The sequence below is a fragment of the Massilia sp. BHUDP2 genome (assembly GCF_046236355.1).
GTDB classification, from domain to species: Bacteria; Pseudomonadota; Gammaproteobacteria; order Burkholderiales; family Burkholderiaceae_D; genus Telluria; species Telluria varians.
Map to the genome: position 1 here is coordinate 148,164 of NZ_JBJUVW010000004.1, position 19,141 is coordinate 167,304.

The window sequence follows — 19,141 nt, forward strand, 5'->3', positions numbered from 1 at the left end:
CACCATTGCAATCATTCGTCACGTGCGCCATCTATCCCAAGCTCGACGATCTTGCGCGTGATGGTATTGCGCCCGATCCCGAGCCGCATCGCGGCGTCGTTCTTGCGCCCGTGCGTGTGCTTGAGGGCGGTCTTGATCAGGGCCGACTCGAACTGGCGCCCGAGCGTGTCCATCACGTCGGTCTGGCCGGCGCTGAGCATGCCGGCGGCCTGCTGTTCGAGCAGCGCGATCCAGCCTTCGGGCGACATCGGCGCGCCCGGTGCGACTGGCGCCGCGGCCGGCGCCGGCGCCTGCGCGGCCCCGGCCGGCCCCGACTCCTGCAGGGGCGACACGAGCGGCGCCACTTGCGTCAGGTCGCGCGGCAGGTCCTTGACCTCGACGGTCTGGCCCGGGGCCATCACGGTGATCCAGTTGCACAGGTTTTCCAGCTGGCGCACGTTGCCGGGCAACTCCAGTCCGGCCAGGAAGCGCATCGCCTGTTCGGACAGGCGCTTCGGCTCGACGCCCAATTGTCGTGCACTCTGCACCAGGAAGTGGCGCGCCAGGATCGGAATGTCCTCGCTGCGCTCGCGCAGCGAAGGCAGGCGCAGGCGGATCACGTTGAGGCGGTGATACAAGTCTTCGCGGAACAGGCCGTCGCGCACGCGCTGTTCAAGGTTCTGGTGGGTGGCGGCGATCACGCGCACATTGGCCTTGACCGGCTGGTGGCCGCCGACGCGGTAGAAGTGACCGTCGGACAGCACCCGCAGGAGCCGCGTCTGCAGATCGAAGGGCATGTCGCCGATCTCGTCCAGGAACAGGGTGCCGTTCTCGGCCTGCTCGAAGCGGCCGCGCCGCATCGCCTGGGCCCCGGTGAAGGCGCCGCGCTCGTGGCCGAACAGTTCCGATTCCAGCAGGTCCTTGGGGATCGCGGCGGTGTTCAGCGCGATGAAGGGCTGCGAGGCGCGCGGACTGTGCTTGTGCAGGGCGCGCGCCACCAGCTCCTTGCCGGTGCCGCTCTCCCCCGTGATCAGGACCGTCACGTTGGATTGCGACAGGCGGCCGATGGCGCGGAACACTTCCTGCATGGCCGGCGCGTGGCCGAGGATCTCGGGGGTCTCGGCGGGCGCCGCTTCCACGCTGGCTTCGCGCAGGCTCTCTTCCAGCGCGCGCCGGATCAGGGCCACCGCCTTGTCGATGTCGAAGGGCTTGGCCAGATAATCGAAGGCGCCGCCCTGGAACGAGGCGACCGCCGAATCGAGGTCGGAGAAGGCGGTGATGATGATGACCGGCAGGCCGGGGTGGCGCGCCTTGACGGCGCCGAGCAGTTCGATGCCGGATTCGCCCGGCATGCGGATGTCCGACACCAGCACCTGCGGCGTATCGGTCTCGAAAGCGGCCAGCGCATCCTGCGCGTTGGCGAAGCTGCGGGTCTCCAGGCTTTCGCGCGCCAGGGCTTTTTCCAGCACCCAGCGGATCGATGCGTCGTCGTCGACAATCCAGATTGGTTTCATGTGTTCGTGGTTCCCGCAATATGGATAATTCGGGGACTCACGGGGGATGCCATTGCCCCGCTTATGGCAGGGGCAGCAGGATCCGGAAATCCGTCAGTCCAGGCCGGCTTTCGCACTCGATCACACCCAGGTGCTGCTGCACGAAGGTCTGCGCCAGCGTCAGCCCGAGGCCGCTGCCGCCTTCGCGCCCGGAGACGAGCGGGTAGAAGATGCGGTCGCGGATCTCGGGCGCGATGCCCGGTCCATTGTCGATGATATGCAAATCTAATGCCAGCCCATAACGGACCTTGGCCAGGGTGACCTGGCGCGCCACCCGGGTGCGCAGCACGATCTCGGCGTCGCCCGCCGCGATGCGCCCCCTCAATGCCTGGGCGGCGTTGTGGGCGATGTTCAGCACCACCTGGATCAGCTGCTCCATGTCGCCCCTGAACTCGGGGATCGAGGCGTCGTAGTCGCGCCGGATGCTCAGGCCGGTGGGGAACTCGGCCAGGATCAGGCTGCGCACGCGCTCGCACACCTCGTGGATGTTGACGTCGCCGACGATGTGCGGCTTGCGGTGCGGCGCCAGCAGGCGGTCGACCAGGGTCTGGAGGCGGTCAGCTTCCTTGATGATCACCTGGGTATACTCGGTCAGGTCGGCCGGGTGCTGCGGCGGCAGCTCGAGCTCGAGCAGCTGGGCCGCGCCGCGGATGCCGCCCAGCGGGTTCTTGATCTCGTGCGCCAGGTTGCGGATCAGCTCCTTGTTGGCCTGGCTCTGGTCGAGGATGCGCTCCTCGCGGTCTAGCTTGAGCTGCTGGACGTTCTCGCGCAGCTCGATCAGGAGTTCGTCTTCGCCCAGTGCGCTGACGATGCTGTTGACGTGCAGGGGCTCGCGCCCGTTCCGCTGCAAGACCAGGTCCTGGCGCAGGTCGGCGTACTGGTGCGCCAGCGCCTGCGCGCACAGCGCGGCCAGCTCCTGGCCGTTGGTGAAGAGTTCGGGCAGCGGCGCGCGCTGCAGGGATTTCAACGAGAGTTCGAGCAGGTTCTCGGCGGCCGGGTTGGCGTAACGCACCTCGCCCACGGGTCCCAGCAGCAGGACGCTCGATGCCAGCAGGTCGAGGCCGGCGAAACGCGACGCGGATGCCGGATCGCTCATCGGATATTGCTGATCTCGCGCTGCAGCGCTTCGATGTTGCGCTCGGTACGGCCGATCTCGGCGCGCATCGAGGCCACCCGCTCCTGGTACTTGGCGTAGTTGCGCTCGTTGCCCTGGCGTTCCGGCTCGCCGTTGTTGAAGTCGCGACGCAGGTCGGCCAGCTTTTTTTGCTCGATGCGCAGCTCGTCGTTGAGGATCTCGCGGCGGTCGTCGTCGCGCGCCCGTTGCTGGGCCGTGTCGACGCGCGGGAAGCTGGCCGGACTGACGGCGGCGGCCGGCCCCGGGCTCATCGGGCGCACGGCCGGGATCGGGGCGGAGGCACGCGGCGCCGGCGGCGGCGCATAGCCCGGCAGGTCGAGGGCCTTGCAGCCCTTGCGACTGGTATCGGTGAATTCGACGCGTCCCTGGTCGTCCACGCACTTGTAGACGGTGCCCTGCGCGTGCGCCCCGTTGTGGAGCACCATGGCGGCGAGCACCATCGCCATGAGGCGGAAGAGGCTAATTGTCTTTCCCATCAGAAATCAGTCTGCACAATAAACGTGCACGCATTGTAGACCCGGCGAGTGTACAGGAAGGATGAAAAAAGGCGGGGAAAGCCCTCGCTTTCCCCGCCTTTGTTACAGACCCTTACGCCCGGTGATGCATGAGCACAACGGTTCTGTTGACCAATCGATTACGCCGAGTAGTACATGTCGAATTCGACCGGGTGCGGGGTCATGCGCATGCGCTGCACTTCGTTCATCTTCAGCTCGATGTAGGCATCGATCATGGCGTCCGAGAACACGCCGCCGCGGGTCAGGAACTCCCGGTCCTTGTCCAGGGCTTCCAGCGCTTCTTCCAGAGAGGAGCACACGGTCGGGATCAGCTTGTCTTCTTCCGGCGGCAGGTGGTACAGGTCCTTGGTCGCGGCTTCGCCCGGGTGGATCTTGTTCTGGATGCCGTCCAGGCCGGCCATCAGCAGCGCGGCAAAGCACAGGTAGACGTTGGCCAGCGGATCCGGGAAACGGGTCTCGATGCGGCGGCCCTTCGGGTTCGCCACGTGCGGGATGCGGATCGAGGCCGAGCGGTTGCGGGCCGAGTAGGCCAGCTTGACCGGCGCTTCGTAGCCGGGCACCAGGCGCTTGTACGAGTTGGTGCCCGGGTTGGTGATCGCGTTCAGGGCGCGCGCGTGCTTGATGATGCCGCCGATGTAGAACAGCGCGGTTTCCGACAGGCCGGCATAGCCGTCGCCGGCGAACAGGTTCTTGCCGTCTTTCCAGATCGACTGGTGCACGTGCATGCCCGAGCCGTTGTCGCCGTTGATCGGCTTCGGCATGAAGGTCGCGGTCTTGCCGTAGCTGTGGGCGACGTTCCAGATCACGTACTTCATGTTCTGGGTCCAGTCGGCGCGCTCGACCAGGGTCGAGAACTTGGTGCCGATTTCGTTCTGGCCGGCGCCGGCCACTTCGTGGTGGTGCACTTCGACCGGGATGCCCATCGATTCCAGGATCAGGCACATTTCCGAGCGCATGTCCTGGAAGCTGTCGACCGGCGGGACCGGGAAGTAGCCGCCCTTGACGGTCGGGCGGTGGCCGCTGTTGCCGCCTTCGATGTCCTTGTCGGTCGACCAGGATGCTTCGTCCGAGTCGATCTTGACGAAGCAGCCCGACATGTCGACGCGCCATTTGATCGAATCGAAGATGAAGAATTCGGGTTCCGGGCCGAAGAAGGCGGTATCGCCGATACCCGACGACTTCAGGTAGGCTTCGGCGCGCTTGGCGATCGAGCGCGGGTCACGGTCGTAGCCCTTGCCGTCCGACGGTTCGATCACGTCGCACTGCAGGAACAGGGTGGTCTCTTCCATGAACGGGTCGATGTTGGCGGTGGCCGGGTCCGGCAGCAGCAGCATGTCGGACGCTTCGATGCCCTTCCAGCCGGCGATCGACGAACCGTCGAAGGCGTGGCCCGACTCGAACTTGTCTTCGTCGAAGTGCGAGACCGGCACGGTCACGTGGTGCTCCTTGCCGCGGGTATCTGCAAAGCGCAGGTCAACGAACTTCACTTCGTTGTCTTTGATGAGTTGAATTACGTCTGCAGCCGTCTTTGCCATTCGTATCTCCTGATTGAAAAGGGGGTGCCGCGCTGGAAAACCTCGCAGCGGGGCAACTTGCCATACATCAAAGCATGAACCGTGCCAAGCTGCCGTCATGAACAAATGCACAATGCTTCGTTGGAAATCGCTCGTATCCGGCCTAAAATCGTCCGGCCGGGGCATCGCCTGGCAGTGCACCTCCGCACCATCTTGGTGCGAGAGTGGCGCCGATGCACCATCGCAGCGCAGGATACACCGAACCAAGTTGGTGCATCGACTTTTCTTGTTCAAAACGGATCACATCATGACGACTACCGAGACCATCCTTGCCCAAGCCCGCCAGCGCGCCGGCGGCCAGCCCTACGCCGGCGCGGTCACTCCCGAAGAAGCCTTCGCGCTCCTGCGCAGCGATCCGCGCGTGAAGCTGGTCGACGTACGCACCAACGCCGAGCGCGACTGGGTCGGCCGGGTGGCGATTCCGGACACCCAGCATGTCGCGGTGGAATGGGCCACCTATCCGGGCGGGGCGCCGAATCCCGCCTTCGGTGCGCAACTCGAGCAGGTCGCGCGCAAGGACGAGGTGCTGCTGTTCCTGTGCCGCTCGGGCGTGCGCTCGCGCCACAGCGCGCGCGTGGCGACCGAACACGGGTTTGCCGAGTCCTACGACATCCTGGAAGGTTTCGAGGGCGACCGCGATGCGGAGGGGCACCGCAAGACGATTGGCGGCTGGTGCAAGGCCGGCTTGCCCTGGGTTGGCGCTTGACGCTTTTGTAGGGTGGACGGCTATGCCGTCCACGCGTTCAAACCAAGTATGAATAGACTGTGCGGCTGTTCTATCGCGAGCTGAACGCGCGGACGGCGAAGCGTGATCTGGTCCACTGGACCAGATCACCCCTACGTAAATCACTGCGCCGGCATCACCATCAGCTGCAGGCCCGACGCTGCCCCCGGTGCGCGGTACACGCGCTGGGTCGCCTTCTTGAAATCTTCCGGCTTGGCCTTCGGGATGTGGGTGAAGGTCTGCGGGTTCAGGTCGACCAGCGGGAACCACGAGCTCTGCACCTGCACCATGATGCGGTGGCCGCGCCGGAAGGTGTGGTTCACCTCGCCGATGTCGAAGCTGAGCGCTTCCTGCTTGCCCGGGGTGAAAGGCTCGGGCTTCTCGAAGCTGTTGCGGAACTTGCCGCGCAGCGGATTGCCGCGCACCAGCTGCTGGTAGCCGCCCAGGTTCAGGCTCGGCGGCGCGACGTCGTTGCCCTTGCGCTCGACGGCCGGGGTCGGGTATTCGCTCGGGTAGACGTCGATCAGCTTGACCACCCAGTCGGCGTCCGTGCCGGTGGTCGACACGAACAGCTTCGGCACCACAGAACCGACCACCGTCACGTCTTCTTCCAGCACCTCGCTCTGGTACACCAGCACGTCGGGACGGGTGGCGGCGAAGCGCTGGTCCGACACCATGTACTCGCGCGGCACGCCGGTGGCCGGGTAGCCGATGAAGGGAACCGGCTTCTTCGGGTCGGCCACGTATTCGTCGTAGCCGGCGCTTGAAGCGGCCGGCTGCTGCCAGCCCAGCGTGCCGTTCGGGCCGAAGTACAGGGTGCGCGCCCTGGCGGGCGCCGGCGGCCAGGCGGCGTAGCTGCGCCAGACGTTGGTGCCGGTCTCGAAGGCCGTCACGGCGGGCAAGGCGCGCGCCGGCTTCACGCCCTTCAGGTGCTGCTCGAAGAAGGGGAACTGGATCTCGCGGCGGAAGTATTCGCTGGTCTTGGCGTCGAAATTCACGTGGCCGAGGCGCGCGCCGTCGCTGCGCGCCCAGCCGCCGTGCACCCAGGGTCCCATCACCAGTGCGTTCGGCGTGCCGGGATTGTATTTGCCGACCGCCTTGTAGATCGCGAACGGCCCGGCCGGATCCTCCGCATCGAACCAGCCGCCCACCGTCAGCACCGCCGCCTTGACGTTCTTCATGTGCGGGGTGATGGCGCGCGAACGCCAGAATTCGTCGTAGGTGTCGTGCACGATGGTCGGCTCGAGCAGCTCGCGCTGCTCGGCGCTCATGCTGGCGAGGATGTTCTCCATCGTCAGGCGCTTCAGGAAGAAGTCGTAGGCATCGGCCTCGCCGTAGGCGAAGCGCGAACGCTCCTTGTTGCCCGTGGTCGGATTCTGCTGCGGCAGGAAGGACGAGTAGAAATCGAAGTTCGCCGACAGCATGAAGGCGCCGCCGTGGTAGGAGTCGTCGCCCATGTACAGGTCGGCGATCGGCGCCTGCGGCGAAGCGGCCTTGATGGCCGGGTGCGAGTCGATGATGCTGGCCGCCGTGTAGAAGCCCGGGTAGCTGATGCCCCAGATGCCGACCCGTCCGTTGTTGTTGGGGACGTGCTTGAGCAGCCATTCGACGGTGTCGTGCATGTCCTCGCTTTCCTGCCCCTCCCCTTTCAATCGCTTGGCCTTGGCATGCGGCGTCATCTCCTGCCAGCTGCCTTCCGACATGTAGCGGCCGCGCACGTCCTGGGTCACGAAGATGTAGCCGGAGTCCTCCAGCTCGCGCGAGGGGCTGAGCGCCTCGGGGAACCAGTCCACGCCGTAGCGCTGCTCGCCCTGCGCGTAGACGCCCGCGCTGTAGGGCGTGCGCTGCATCAGAAAGGGATAGGGTTTCGAGCTGTCCTTCGGCACGTACACGGTGGTGAACAGCTTGACGCCGTCGCGCATCGGGATGCGGTATTCGTACTTGGTGTAGGCCTCGCGCGGGTTGCGCTTTTGTGCCGGCGCATCGGCATGTGCTACGGCCTGGCTGGTGGCCTGCGCGCCTGCGCTGCAGGCCAGCATCACGCCCAATGCGAGGGCGGACAAGGGACGACGGATCATGGCTTCTTTCGAAATCGGGACAAAGGCCGCCAGTGTAATCCGTTTCCAAGAGAAAAATTGCTATTTCCGCTAGGTCTTCTGGGGGACTGCGATGCCGTGCTGGTCGATGGTGCCGCGCACCCGCTCGCGTACGAAGTTGATGTGGCTGCGCAGGCGGTACAGCTCTTCCGCGTAGGCGAGCGGGATCGAGATGTGGTTGACGCGCTCCTCGATGTCGTCGAGGCGCAGCAGCAAGCCTTCGCGCGCGGCCTCCCGGTCGTCAGGCGCGATCGCTTCCAGCTCCTGTTCCACCTTGCGCAGCTCGCCGTACCAGCGGTACACGCGCGAACGCACGCGCCACACATAGATCGGCGGGACGATCTTCGACAGCGGAATCAGGAGCGCCGCCAGCGCCACCGCGACCACCCACAGGCGTTCGAACAGGTTGGCGAGCCAGAAGCGCAGGTAGCGCTGCAGGAAAGGCGGGCCATCGCGGTAGTAGCGCTCCGCTTCGCGCGCCACCGGAATCTCGGTGTACTTCGGCGAGGGGAACTGGCCCTGCTGCTGGAACCAGCCCGCCTTGCCGTGGATCTCGCCGGCCGACTTCACCAGCAGCCCCACCAGGGCCGGGTGCAGGTCCTCCCTCGCCACCAGGGTGGCGGTGGGGGCGATCATGTGGTAGTCCTGGGCCGGGATGTCGCGCCCGAGGTCGACGATCCCGCGCGGCAGCACCACGTGCGTGAGGAAAGGCAGGCGGCGCGTGTAGGCATCGGCCTGGCTGAAGTTGAACAGCCGGATGCCCGGGGTCTGCAGCAGCATCTGGATCAAGGGCGCTTCCGGTGCGGAGCTGAACACCAGGCCGTCGATCTTCCCGGCCAGCAGCTCCACCGTGGCCGGCGTGTTCTCCAGCGCGCCGATCTGCAGCTCGCCCGGTGCGATCCCGTTCGCGTCCAGCACCTGGCGGAACAGGCGCGGCACGCCGGTGCCTTCCGGCCCCAGGTTGATGCGTTTTCCCTTCAGGTCGGTCAGGTGGGTGACCTTGGCGCCTTCGCGCAGGAACAGCCACACCGGTTCGGTGAACAGGCTGCCCAGCGACACCAGGCCTGTCGTGTCCACCTGAGGCTCGGCCTGTCCGTTCTCGGTCGAGCCGCTCTGCACGAAGGCCACGTCCACCTTGCCCTCGATGAGGCGCTGCAGGTTCTCGTAGGAGCCCAGCGAAGGCTGGAGGCTCAGCTTGATCTCGTCGCGCGCCAGCCGGGCGGCGTACTGGCGGCCGAATTCCTGGTAGGCGCTGTTGAACTGGCCGGTGGCCATTGAGAATTGGCGCGGCGGCGCCGGGTCGACCCAGATATAGGCCAGCACGGCGACCGCGATCACCGCCAGCAGGGTCGGCCCGCTGGCGACCAGCAGGTCGCGCAGGGACACGATGCTGAACTGCCGCACGCGCGTCATGGCGCGTTTGAGCGCGCCACGCTTTACCTCACCGGATGTGCCAGGCTGCCCGTTCAACGGACGCACTGGCGCTGCGCGGCGATGCTGCCCGCGGGCGGCTCGATCATCGGCATCAGGCTCGGCGCCAGGTTCGACAGCAGCTGCACCGGCAGCGCGCTGGTGAAGTCGTAGTTGCCGGACTGCGGGCCGTGCACGTAGGCGGTCATGCTGCCGAAGTAGCGCTCGCCGATGTTGAAGACAAAGGTCGCCGAGCGGTTCACGAAGCGCGACTCGATCACGCGCCCGCCCCTGGCATAGGTCTCGAAGCGCTGGTCGCCGGTGCCGGTCTTGCCACCCACGGCGATCACGCTGCCGTCGGACTGGACGAAGGAGGTCTTGACGCGCTTGGCGGTGCCGTCGGTGACCACGCCCTGGATCGCATCCGCGACCACGCGCGCCACTTCCGGCGCCAGGACCTGTTCCTTGCCGCCGCCCTTGGTGCGCTTGACCAGGGTCTCGTACGGGGTGTCCTTGGCGAAGTGCAGCGAGTCGATGCGCTCGACCGGCTTGCGCACGCCGCCGTTGACGATGATGCCCATCAGTTCGGCCAGCGCGGCCGGACGGTCGGCCGAGGCGCCCAGCGTGGTCGCGTAGGACGGCACCAGCGAATCGAACGGGTAGCCCATCTTCTTCCACTGCGCATGGATCTTCAGGAAGGCCTCGACCTCGATCAGGCCGGCGATGCGCTTGTCCTGGGCATGCTTGCGGTGGGTCTTGAACAGCCAGGAATAGACTTCCTGGCGTTCCTTGACGCTGGCGTTGGTCACTTCGGTCCAGCCGGCCTTCGGGTGGGTGATCAGGTAGCCCGCCAGCCACAGCTCGAGCGGATGCACCGAAGCCACGTAGCCGCGGTCGGCCAGCGTCATGTTCTTCGGGTCGTACATCTCGTACATCTTCGGAATGCGGTCCGGATCCATGTCGTGCGAATCCGGCAGCGATTTATCGATGAAGTTACCGAACTGCGCCATCGTGGCGCCCGGGAACACGGTGCGGTGGGCCGCGGCCAGTTTCGAGGCCAGCGGACGCACGCCCGAGAACAGCAGCGCTTCGACCTCTTGCGGGGTCTTGCCCTTGTACTTGTTCCAGAACTTGGCCAGGAACACCTTGCCCTCGTTGTCCGCGAAGCGCGCCAGGTACATCTGGCGGCGCGGGTCGTCGGCATCGGCCAGCAGCTGGGCCGAGGAGCCCGGCAGCTGGAACATGTAGTAGCGCACCACGTCGCGCATCATGCGCACGAAGACCAGGTTGGTCGAACTGCGCAGCGCTTCGGTGACCGTCATGATCTTGCTGTTGTCCAGCTTGCTGAAGTTGCCGAAGGTGTGCAGGCCGCCGCCGGTGAAGAAGGCTTCGCCCGGATTGGCCGAGTACTTGCGCTCCATCGCCGCCGCCAGCATCGGCTTGAGGCCGCGGTCGGCGCCGCGCGGCAGCGTGCGGAAGTATTCCAGCGCCCATTGCGACATGCGGTCCTTGGCATCGACTTCCACGCCCATCAGGCCGATCTCGTCCATCGGCTCGAAACGCTTGTGCAGCTGGTCGACGATGTCGAGGTAGGTCACCAGGGTGCGCAGCTTGGCGGTGGAGCCGAGGTCGAGCTTGGCGCCTTCGTTGATGTCGAGCGGCTGGTCGTAGTTGTCGGTCTGGACCCGCAGGTAGTTCACGTGCTCGCCGCGTTCCATCAGGGTGAAGCTGTACACCACCTGGGCCGGGTCGCCGTTGCCGAGCATGCCCTTGCCGGTCAGGCCGGCTTCTTTCGCGTGTTCGGCGTCGGACAGCTTGCGCAGCACGTCGGTGACGGCCTGCTGCACCCCCGCATCGAGGGTGGAGACCACCGACAGGTCGAGGCGGTCGAGGTTGTACAGGCGCGAATCGCCCACCAGGTAGCCGAGATGGTTGCGCACCGCGTTGGCGGCCTTGCGCGAGACGAAGGCGTCGGCGCCCGGCGGGGCCACGCCCGAGCCCTGGGCCGGATGCAGCGCCACTTTCAGCGCGGCGTCGCGCAGCTGCGGCGAGATCACGCCGGCCTGCGCCAGCACGCGCAGGTGGCTGTTGGTGAGGGTTTCGAGGTCATGCTCGCCGGCGCCCAGGTAGTAGGCCGGACGGCGCTGCGCGATCATCAGCGACAGCGCTTCCTTGTAGGCGGTGACGGCATCCTGGCTGTTCATCGGGCCGCGCAGCATGGCGCTGGTCTTGTCGAAGTCGCGTCCGTACCAGACCCACATGCCGTCGCCGATGCCGTTGACTTCGCCGTAGCCCGGCTTGGCCGACAGCGGCACCGTGTTCAGGTAGTCGAGCACGATCTGGCGGCGCGCCTTGGTGGTGTCTTCGCCGTCCTGGTAGGCGCGCAGCGTGGCCGAGGCCATCTGGATCATCTTGTCCTGCAGCGAACCGGTGCGTCCTTCCGGCGAGTGGCGGTACTTCTCGATCTGGGTCGCGAGCGTGGAGCCGCCGGCGACGCGCCCGCCGCCGCCCAGGCCGACGCTGCTCAGGGTCTTGTCGAACACCGCTTTCGAGAAGCGGTCCCATTCGACCGCCGGGTTGCGGTGCGGGTAGGCCGGGTCGAGCAGCTCGCGGTTCTCGATGAACAGCAGGCTTTGCACCAGCAGCGAAGGCGCGTCCTCGAACTTGTGGTAGAAGCGCTCGGGGAAGCGCGAGGCGAACAGCGGCTGCGCGCGGCAGTCGAGGATCTCGAGGCCGACCTTGGTCTTCTCGTGGTAGGTGGCGTACAGGCCGCGGTCGGCGAATTCCACCATCTTGGGCGACATGCGGGCCTGGGCGTCGATGTGGTAGCCGCGCGACTGCAGCTTTTCCAGGTAGGCCGGCATGCCGGCATAGCCCAGGCGGGTGTCGTAGGGGCTGGCGGCCGGGAAGCGGATCGCGGGGCTGGCCCCCTTTTCCATGCGGAAGCTCAGGTCGTCGGCCATCTCGGCGAAGATCTTCGCCTGCAGGCGCGAAGTGCGTATTTCGAGCGCGCCCCAGCCGCCCAGCAGCACCAGCAGGATCAGGAGGGCAAGGTAGAACCAGGGCTTCCAGCGGCGCTTGCGCGGCGCCGGCTCGGGCGATCCTTCGGGAGCGCCTTCGGGGCCTTCGGGCGGAGGCAAGGGCGCACTGCCGGGCGCGCCGCTGCCCGCCGCCAGGTGCGGATAGGCTTCGTACAGGGGAACATCGTTGCCGCCCGCGGACGCAAGCACGGGGGCGCCGCCGGACATGGCCTGGGCAGTTCGCCGCAACCACTCGCCTAGCGCGCGTATGACATTACTGGGCCGCTCGATGCGGCGAATACTTTCCATGATGGCTCAACTGGTTCGAATCAATTCGTGCTCAATCCCTGCAACCTGCCCGCCATCCTTGCCCTGTTGTGTTCGAGTGATTGGGTCCTCGTCAGTCTGCAAAAATGCGCGGTGCAAACTCACTCAGGATTGCACCTCCACAGGTATCATTCCACCACATCAACACGACCCGCGCGAGACGCCGTTTAACAATTTTGATGCGCGCGATGTATTTTCGCAAAAAAACAACGGCTGAGTTATCAGGACGGCATGCAGTTCTACAAACACTGGAATTCGGCCCCGCGGCTCTGCAGTTCGGCCTGCATGGCAAGGAAGGCGGGCTCCACTTGCGCAGGCGCGCCCTTCACGCCCAGCTCGATGTGGCGCCGGGTGTGCGCGTCGCCCACGCTCGGCAGGCTGAACACCCGCAGGCCGGGATAATCGCGCTCCAGCGCTTCCATCAGCGGGGTCAGCGAGGCCTCCGCCTGTTCATAAACGATCAGCGAGCGTTCCAGGTGGACACTGGCGTGAAATAAATGCGAATAATGGGTGTCGAGCACCCATTCGATCATGGGCCAGGCCATGACCGGGAAGCCCGGGACGAAGTGGTGCTCACGCACGCTGAACCCGGCGATGCGGTTGTAGGGATTCGGAATCAGGTCTGCGCCCTGCGGGAACTCGGCCATCTTCAGGCGCTGCAGGTTTTCCGGGGCCCCCAGGTCCGCTTCCAGGCCCGCCTCGCGCGCGGTCTCGCGGATGCGCTCCTCGATGTTCAGGCGCCCTTCGGGATGCAGCACCAGGGGCAGGCCGAGCGCCGCGGCCGCGCACTGGCGCGTGTGATCGTCGGGCGTGGCGCCGATGCCGCCGCAGGAAAACACGATGTCCCCGCCGGCAAAACTGCGCCGCAGCAGGTCGGTCAGGCGGTCCGGGTCGTCGCCCACGAACTCCGCCCAGGCCAGCTGCAGGCCGCGCGCCCCGAGCAGCTCCACCACTTTCGAAAAATGCTTGTCCTGGCGCCTGCCGGACAGGATCTCGTCACCGATGACGATCAGGCCGAATGCCATGTGCCTCTCCTTTCGTTCAAGCCTGGGCCGTACCGGCGCGCAGTTCCTCCAAGGCCCCCAGGCAGAAATACTGGAACCACAGCCCGGCGAACAGGAAGATCATGATGTACAGCCATAGCGACAGCATGGCCAGGAAGGGAAACAGCACGATCGAGAGCAGCGCCCCGCCCATCCAGGCGATGCCGGGCAAGGCGCCGGCCAGGCCGGAGGCGAAGCCGATGCCCCACAGCGCGCCGCGGTGGCGCCGCATCAGTTCCTGCCGTTCCTCGGGGCTGGCATGCGCGGCCAGCGCGTCGTAGCTCATCACGCGCGAGGTCACCCAGGCCCACAGGCAGGCCTGCACCAGCCAGGCCAGCGGCGGCACCGCATACAGCGGCAGCGTGAACAGCCACAGCACCGCGAACACCGCGGTGCTGCCGACGTTGATGGCGATGCTGCCGACGAAGGAACCGCCCTCCTTGCGTTCCAGCTTGGGGTACTGGTGCTTGCCGACGTGGCGCTCGATCGCCGGCATCGCGATCACGCCCATGAACAGCAGCGCCGATCCGATCATGAGGGGCAGCAGCAGCGCGATCGCCAGCAGCGGCACCACCATCACCTTGAGCATGCCCAGGCCGAGCATGGCCAGCATGTTGCCGCTGGTCTGGAACCAGCCGTAGTCCGCAAAGGTCCCCTGCAGCCAGTCCAGCAGCGGCTGCAGGCCGGTCCACAGCAGCGCGCCCCACAACAGCAGCGACAGCACCAGCGGGGCGCCGGACAGCATCAGCATGCGACGCGAGAACTGGGCGCGCAGCGCGCGCCGGTAGGCGGTGCCGACGCCCTTCATGGCCGGGCCTTGCAGGTCGGATGGACAACGGGCGGGCAGCGAAGCGGCATCGTGGCTCCTTGTTCTGAGTTCAATATCGCCATTCTACGCAAATGCGCGCAGGAGACCGGTGGGCTGGCGTTTGGCGCGGCCAGGGGCGATGCACTACAATCGCCGTTCAACTTGAACAACAGGGAAAACCATGTCCACCAATACCACTGATTCCGGCCTGCAATACGAAGACACCGTCGTCGGCAGCGGCGACGAGGCGAAAGCCGGCCAGTACGTCACCGTCCACTACACCGGCTGGCTGCGCAACGACGACGGCAGCCAGGGCGCCAAGTTCGATTCGAGCAAGGACCGCAACGACCCGTTCCAGTTCGCGCTGGGCGCCGGCCACGTGATCCGCGGCTGGGACGAAGGCGTGCAGGGCATGAAGGTCGGCGGCCAGCGCCGCCTGACCATCCCGGCCAGCCTGGGCTACGGCGCGCGCGGCGCCGGCGGGGTGATTCCGCCGAATGCGACGCTGATCTTCGACGTCGAACTGCTGGCTGTGTAAGACCATCGGGCGGCGCCCTCCCCGGGCGCCGCCTGAGCATCCCCTCTAAAATGCGCCCGGATTCCCGGCGTGCACCCTCCTCCTGCGCTAAGATGCCCTCGCATTTAGCACATTGCCAACGCAACCAATACAGGAGTACTCATGAGCTTGCAGGAACAGTTCGCCCAGGCCCAGGCCGAATCCAAGAATCTGCCGGAACGCCCGGACAACATGACCTTGCTGAAGATTTACGCGCTGTACAAGCAGGGCGCGAACGGCGACGTCAGCGGCGAGCGCCCGGGCATGACCGATTTCGTCAATCGCGCCAAGTACGACGCCTGGGCCGCCCTGAAGGGCACCTCGCAGGACGACGCGATGCAGCAGTACATCGACCTGATCGAAGAACTGAAGGGCTGACCAGCTCCCACGGCCGCCCGGACGGCGGCCGCTGCCTGCCCCATGGGTCAGGCAGGCACGAACACCTTGCGCATCTTTTCCGTCACCTTGGCCTCGATGGCCGGGGCGAATGCGCCCATGAAGAATCCCAGGCGGATCCGCATCGCCGCCCGCTGGCCTTCCAGGCTGAGCGCGCCTTCCACGCCACTGCGCTCGAAGCGCAGCACGTCGCCATCCCACTTGCACGCCAGGCCATACTCGGTGGCGATCCGCTGCGCCACCTGCTGGGCGGCCTCGCGCGCCTCTTGCGGGCTCAGGTTATGTTCCTGGACGATGCTAATTTCCGACATGCTGGTTCATCCTTCTACTGAATTCGTTGCAAGAAAAGTCCGCCATGATGCCAGCAGACGGCCGAGTCGGCCAGTCTGGCGAGCGTTTCGGGCCCCGATCCAAATCAATTGACTCTTGTCAATATCCGCGCCGCCCGGCGCGCGACCATGGATATGCCGCCCGACATTTCGCAAGGAGCCGTCATGGAACCAGGTGCCCTCTTGCCGGACGAACTGGACACGCCCCGTGACCAGCCGCCGGTCCGCTTCATCCCCACGCCCAGCGCCCCCTACCAGCAACAGCACCGCCTCGCCAAGCTGCTCGAGCAGCCCGCCGAGCCATCCGGCGACCAGAAGATGGAGTCCTCCCGCGAGGAAGAAGAGCTCGAGGTGCCGCCGCTGCCGCACGCCTTCGGCGCGCGCGTGCTGATGTGGAAGCAGGACCCCTCGGTGGGCGAGATCGGCACCCGCCGCGCCTACCTACCCGGCCCGGTGCTGGCCGGCCCGCGCGACGCCCGCATCGCTCCAGGCGCGCCCGGCATCGACCCGGTCGAACCGAATGCCTTCGGCGACTTCGTCACCCAGCCCGACACCCCGCAGTTCGACGCCGTGCACACCTTTGCCGTGGTGCGCCAGACCCTGACCATGTACCAGCGCTCGATGCTCGCCGCCGGCCTCGACATGCCCCTGCCCTGGCAGTGGAACACCAGCATGGACACGCGTCCGCTGACGGTCTATCCCTACGGCCTGCCGAACGTGATGAATGCCTTCTACAGCCGCACCCAGGGCTGCCTGAAGTTCGGCGACTTCATTCCTCCCGGCGAAGGCGGCGCGCAGCCGGATGAGTCTGCGCGCGTGTACACCTGCCGCTCCTTCGACATCGTGGCCCACGAGACCGCGCACGCGGTGCTCGACGGCCTCAAGCCGCAATGGCTGCAGGCCGACGCCCCGCCCCAGACCGGCGGACTGCACGAAGCCTTCGGCGACCTCACCGCGATCTTCCTGGCCCTGTCCCAGCTCGACCAGTGCGAGGCGGTGGTGGCCCAGACCAAGGCCCACCTGCACGACAAGACCTATCTGTCCGACATCGCCGAACAGTTCGGGATGGCGCTGGGCGGCAGCACCGGCCTGCGCAATGCCGACAACAACCTGACGCTGGGGCAGGCCGGCACCCAGGTGCACGCGATCTCGCAGGTCTTCACCGGCGCCATGTACGACGTGCTGGCCGACATGTTCGCCTACGAGCGCAATCCCACGCACGACGACTGCGCCGCCGTGCTGCACCGGGTCGCGGCCTACCTGCGCGGTCTGCTGCTGCGCGCCCTGATCGCCGCGCCCGACAGCGCCGCCACCTATGTCGACGTGGTCAACGGGATGCTGCGCCTGGTGGACGAAGACGGCAAGCCGGCCGCCTACGCGGGCTTCATCCGCAACCAGTTCGCGCGCCGCGACGTGGTCGAGCAGCCCGACGAAGCCGCCATGGTCCAGCCGATGTGCACGCCACTGGCGCCCAAGGTCTGCGACAAGCCGGGGGCGCGCCAGGACCGCCGTTCCTGCTGCGGCACCATGAACCTGCCCGAGTACTACCGGGTGGACCGGGTGCTCGACAGCGAAGCCCAGGCGCTGGCGCGCTGGTGCGCCTCCAACGGCCGGCTCGGCGAATGCGTCGTTCCGAACGCGGCGGTGGTGCCGGTGTCGGCATGAAGATCAGTGCCCGCGCCTGCGGCGGCTTCACCGGGCTGGCCGAAGCCTACGACCTCGACACCGCCTTTCATCCGGTCGGCGGCGAGTTCGAAGACCTCCTGCAGCGGCTCGACTTCTTCTCGGCGTCGCCGAGCTGCCCGCTCGGGGCCGACCTGCCGCGCTGGGAGATCACGGTCGAGGACGGCCCGCGCTGCCACACCGTGTTCCTGCGCGAGGACGGCAGCGGCGGCGACTGGCAGGCCCTGCTCGACCGCCTGCGGACCAGCGCCTGACGCGTGAGCGGCCGGTGGTGGCGTCCTCGGGTGCGCCATCACCGGCTACATTTGCTTATATATATTGTGTATAAGCCTGATTTGTAGGAAAACCCGAATTGCCCTAAAATACAGTGCTTTGCAAGTCCCGCCGGCCGATTCAGCGCCCGGCGCCGCGACACTAGACCAACTAATAGGACTGTTATGACCCACGTTGTCACCGAATCGTGCATCCGTTGTCGCTATACCGACTGCGTCGATGTATGCCCGGTAGATTGTTTCCGGGAAGGCCCGAATTTCCTCGCCATCGATCCTGACGAATGCATCGACTGCGCCGTCTGCGTGGCCGAGTGCCCGGTGAACGCGATCTACGCGGAAGAAGACGTGCCGTCGGATCAGCAGCAATTCATCAAGCTGAACGCGGACCTGGCGCGTTTCTGGCCGTCGATCACCAAGACCAAGCCGGCCCTGCCAGACGCGGAAGAGTGGAAAGACGTCAAGGACAAGCTGGACCAGCTGGCCCGCTGACCATGACCGACGCGGCCCCGCCCGGGGCCGCCGTCTGCACCGGTTCGTCAATCATGGCACACTAGCGGCCACGTCCTGTCCACACCCACGCATTTCAGCTAAATTCACAGAAAGTTCCAGCATGACTATCAGTGCCTCCCACGAAGCGGGCGCCATCGCTCCCAACAGCTCGTTCGCCGGCGCGATCGAAGCCGATGCCGTGATCATCGGCGCCGGTCCGGTCGGCCTGTTCCAGGTCTTCGAACTCGGCCTCCTCGAAATCAAGGCCCACGTCATCGATTCGCTGCCGGCCGTCGGCGGCCAGTGCGTGGAACTGTACCCGGACAAGCCGATCTACGACATCCCGGCCGTGCCGGTGTGCACCGGCCAGGAACTGACCGACAATCTGCTCAAGCAGATCGAGCCGTTCGAGCCGACCTTCCATCTGGGCCAGGAAGTCACCACCGTCCAGCGCCGCGAAGACAGCCGCTTCAACGTCGAGACCTCGACCGGCACCCGCTTCATCACCAAGACCATCTTCATCGCTGCCGGCGTGGGCTCGTTCCAGGCGCGCACCATGAAGGTCGACGGCATCGAGAAGTTCGAGAACAGCCAGCTGTTCTACCGCGTCAAGGATCCGGCTCTGTTCGAAGGCAAGAACCTGGTCATCTGCGGCGGCGGCGACTCGGCGCTGGACTGGGCTCTGAACTTCGTTGGCAAGGCCGAGTCGGTCGTGCTGCTGCACCGTCGCGAAGACTTCCGCGCCGCTCCCGCATCGGTGGCCAAGATGAAGGCCCTGTGCGACGAGTACGAGATGCAGCTGATCATCGGCCAGGTCACCGGCTTCGATGAAACGGACGGCAAGCTGAGCGAAGTGAAGGTCACCGGCGCCGACGGCGTCACCCGCCGCGTCCCGCTGGACATGCTGCTGGTGTTCTTCGGCCTGTCGCCGAAGCTGGGCCCGATCGCCGAATGGGGCCTGGACATCGAGCGCAAACAGCTCAAGGTCATGGACACCGAGAAGTTCGAGACCAACGTGCCGGGCATCTTCGCCGTGGGCGACATCAACACCTATCCGGGCAAGAAGAAGCTGATCCTGTCGGGCTTCCACGAAGCCGCGCTGGCCGCCTTCGGCGCCGCGCCCTACATCTTCCCGGACAAGAAGATCCACATGCAGTACACGACGACCTCGCCGAAGCTGCACAAGATCCTCGGCGTGGAAACCCCGGTCTTCGACTGAGCGTAAGCCAGCC

The 19,141-nt window shown here is 66.1% G+C and carries 17 protein-coding genes; 7 read left to right on the top strand and 10 right to left on the bottom strand.

Going from position 1 to position 19,141, the window contains the following annotated elements; translation table 11 throughout:
• Positions 1-11 precede the first annotated feature (11 nt).
• From ntrC to glnA, 4 genes are all read right to left on the bottom strand, one after another.
• Entirely contained in the window at positions 12-1,493 is a 1,482-nt protein-coding gene (ntrC, locus tag ACK6C6_RS22215; RefSeq protein WP_409269335.1) for a nitrogen regulation protein NR(I), read from the bottom strand.
• 61 nt (positions 1,494-1,554) lie between these two features.
• Complete coding sequence (glnL, locus tag ACK6C6_RS22220; protein ID WP_409269336.1) at positions 1,555-2,628, bottom strand: nitrogen regulation protein NR(II); 1,074 nt, start codon at positions 2,626-2,628, stop codon at positions 1,555-1,557.
• Positions 2,625-3,143 (bottom strand): DUF4124 domain-containing protein, encoded by a 519-nt coding sequence (locus tag ACK6C6_RS22225; RefSeq protein ID WP_409269337.1) that lies wholly within the window; start codon positions 3,141-3,143, stop codon positions 2,625-2,627. The genes glnL and ACK6C6_RS22225 overlap by 4 nt, the downstream gene beginning before the upstream one ends.
• 158 nt (positions 3,144-3,301) lie before the next feature.
• Entirely contained in the window at positions 3,302-4,717 is a 1,416-nt protein-coding gene (gene glnA, locus ACK6C6_RS22230) for a type I glutamate--ammonia ligase (protein WP_209588008.1), read from the bottom strand.
• A 286-nt stretch (positions 4,718-5,003) separates the two neighbouring features.
• On the opposite strand from glnA, the gene ACK6C6_RS22235 reads away from it, so the two are divergent.
• Positions 5,004-5,462: a rhodanese-like domain-containing protein gene (locus ACK6C6_RS22235; RefSeq protein WP_036211930.1), complete on the top strand. Its 459-nt coding sequence runs from the start codon at positions 5,004-5,006 to the stop codon at positions 5,460-5,462.
• A 140-nt stretch (positions 5,463-5,602) separates the two neighbouring features.
• Here ACK6C6_RS22235 and ACK6C6_RS22240 read toward each other — a convergent pair whose 3' ends face one another.
• From ACK6C6_RS22240 to ACK6C6_RS22260, 5 genes are all read right to left on the bottom strand, one after another.
• Positions 5,603-7,558 (bottom strand): CocE/NonD family hydrolase, encoded by a 1,956-nt coding sequence (locus ACK6C6_RS22240; RefSeq protein WP_409269338.1) that lies wholly within the window; start codon positions 7,556-7,558, stop codon positions 5,603-5,605.
• Between the two features lie 69 nt (positions 7,559-7,627).
• Positions 7,628-8,989, bottom strand: a complete 1,362-nt coding sequence (locus tag ACK6C6_RS22245) for a TAXI family TRAP transporter solute-binding subunit (RefSeq protein WP_409269340.1) — start codon at positions 8,987-8,989, stop codon at positions 7,628-7,630.
• Positions 8,990-9,042: 53 nt separating this feature from the next.
• A complete protein-coding gene (locus tag ACK6C6_RS22250; RefSeq protein ID WP_409269700.1) occupies positions 9,043-12,234 on the bottom strand; it encodes a transglycosylase domain-containing protein in 3,192 nt (1,063 codons plus the stop codon).
• Between the two features lie 338 nt (positions 12,235-12,572).
• Complete coding sequence (locus ACK6C6_RS22255) at positions 12,573-13,358, bottom strand: competence/damage-inducible protein A (protein WP_409269342.1); 786 nt, start codon at positions 13,356-13,358, stop codon at positions 12,573-12,575.
• A gap of 16 nt (positions 13,359-13,374) precedes the next feature.
• Positions 13,375-14,184, bottom strand: coding sequence for an EI24 domain-containing protein (locus ACK6C6_RS22260; protein ID WP_409269343.1), 810 nt, complete (start codon positions 14,182-14,184; stop codon positions 13,375-13,377).
• A gap of 181 nt (positions 14,185-14,365) precedes the next feature.
• Between ACK6C6_RS22260 and ACK6C6_RS22265 the strand changes: the two genes are divergently transcribed.
• Complete coding sequence (locus tag ACK6C6_RS22265; RefSeq protein WP_027865902.1) at positions 14,366-14,722, top strand: FKBP-type peptidyl-prolyl cis-trans isomerase; 357 nt, start codon at positions 14,366-14,368, stop codon at positions 14,720-14,722.
• Between the two features lie 141 nt (positions 14,723-14,863).
• Positions 14,864-15,118: an acyl-CoA-binding protein gene (locus tag ACK6C6_RS22270; protein WP_036211942.1), complete on the top strand. Its 255-nt coding sequence runs from the start codon at positions 14,864-14,866 to the stop codon at positions 15,116-15,118.
• Between the two features lie 47 nt (positions 15,119-15,165).
• Here ACK6C6_RS22270 and ACK6C6_RS22275 read toward each other — a convergent pair whose 3' ends face one another.
• Entirely contained in the window at positions 15,166-15,447 is a 282-nt protein-coding gene (locus ACK6C6_RS22275; protein ID WP_027865904.1) for a polyhydroxyalkanoic acid system family protein, read from the bottom strand.
• A 183-nt stretch (positions 15,448-15,630) separates the two neighbouring features.
• On the opposite strand from ACK6C6_RS22275, the gene ACK6C6_RS22280 reads away from it, so the two are divergent.
• The 4 genes from ACK6C6_RS22280 (at position 15,631) to ACK6C6_RS22295 (ending at position 19,128) form a co-directional block, all read left to right on the top strand.
• Positions 15,631-17,130, top strand: coding sequence for a hypothetical protein (locus ACK6C6_RS22280; RefSeq protein WP_409269346.1), 1,500 nt, complete (start codon positions 15,631-15,633; stop codon positions 17,128-17,130).
• The gene (locus ACK6C6_RS22285) at positions 17,127-17,402 is read left to right on the top strand and encodes a protealysin inhibitor emfourin (RefSeq protein WP_409269347.1); all 276 of its coding nucleotides are present in this window, start codon (positions 17,127-17,129) and stop codon (positions 17,400-17,402) included. Before ACK6C6_RS22280 ends, ACK6C6_RS22285 begins: the two co-directional genes overlap by 4 nt.
• 183 nt (positions 17,403-17,585) lie before the next feature.
• Positions 17,586-17,909, top strand: coding sequence for a ferredoxin FdxA (gene fdxA, locus ACK6C6_RS22290; RefSeq protein ID WP_027865906.1), 324 nt, complete (start codon positions 17,586-17,588; stop codon positions 17,907-17,909).
• A 121-nt stretch (positions 17,910-18,030) separates the two neighbouring features.
• On the top strand, positions 18,031-19,128 hold the full coding sequence (locus ACK6C6_RS22295) for an NAD(P)/FAD-dependent oxidoreductase (RefSeq protein WP_036211948.1): 1,098 nt from the start codon (positions 18,031-18,033) through the stop codon (positions 19,126-19,128).
• Positions 19,129-19,141 lie beyond the last annotated feature (13 nt).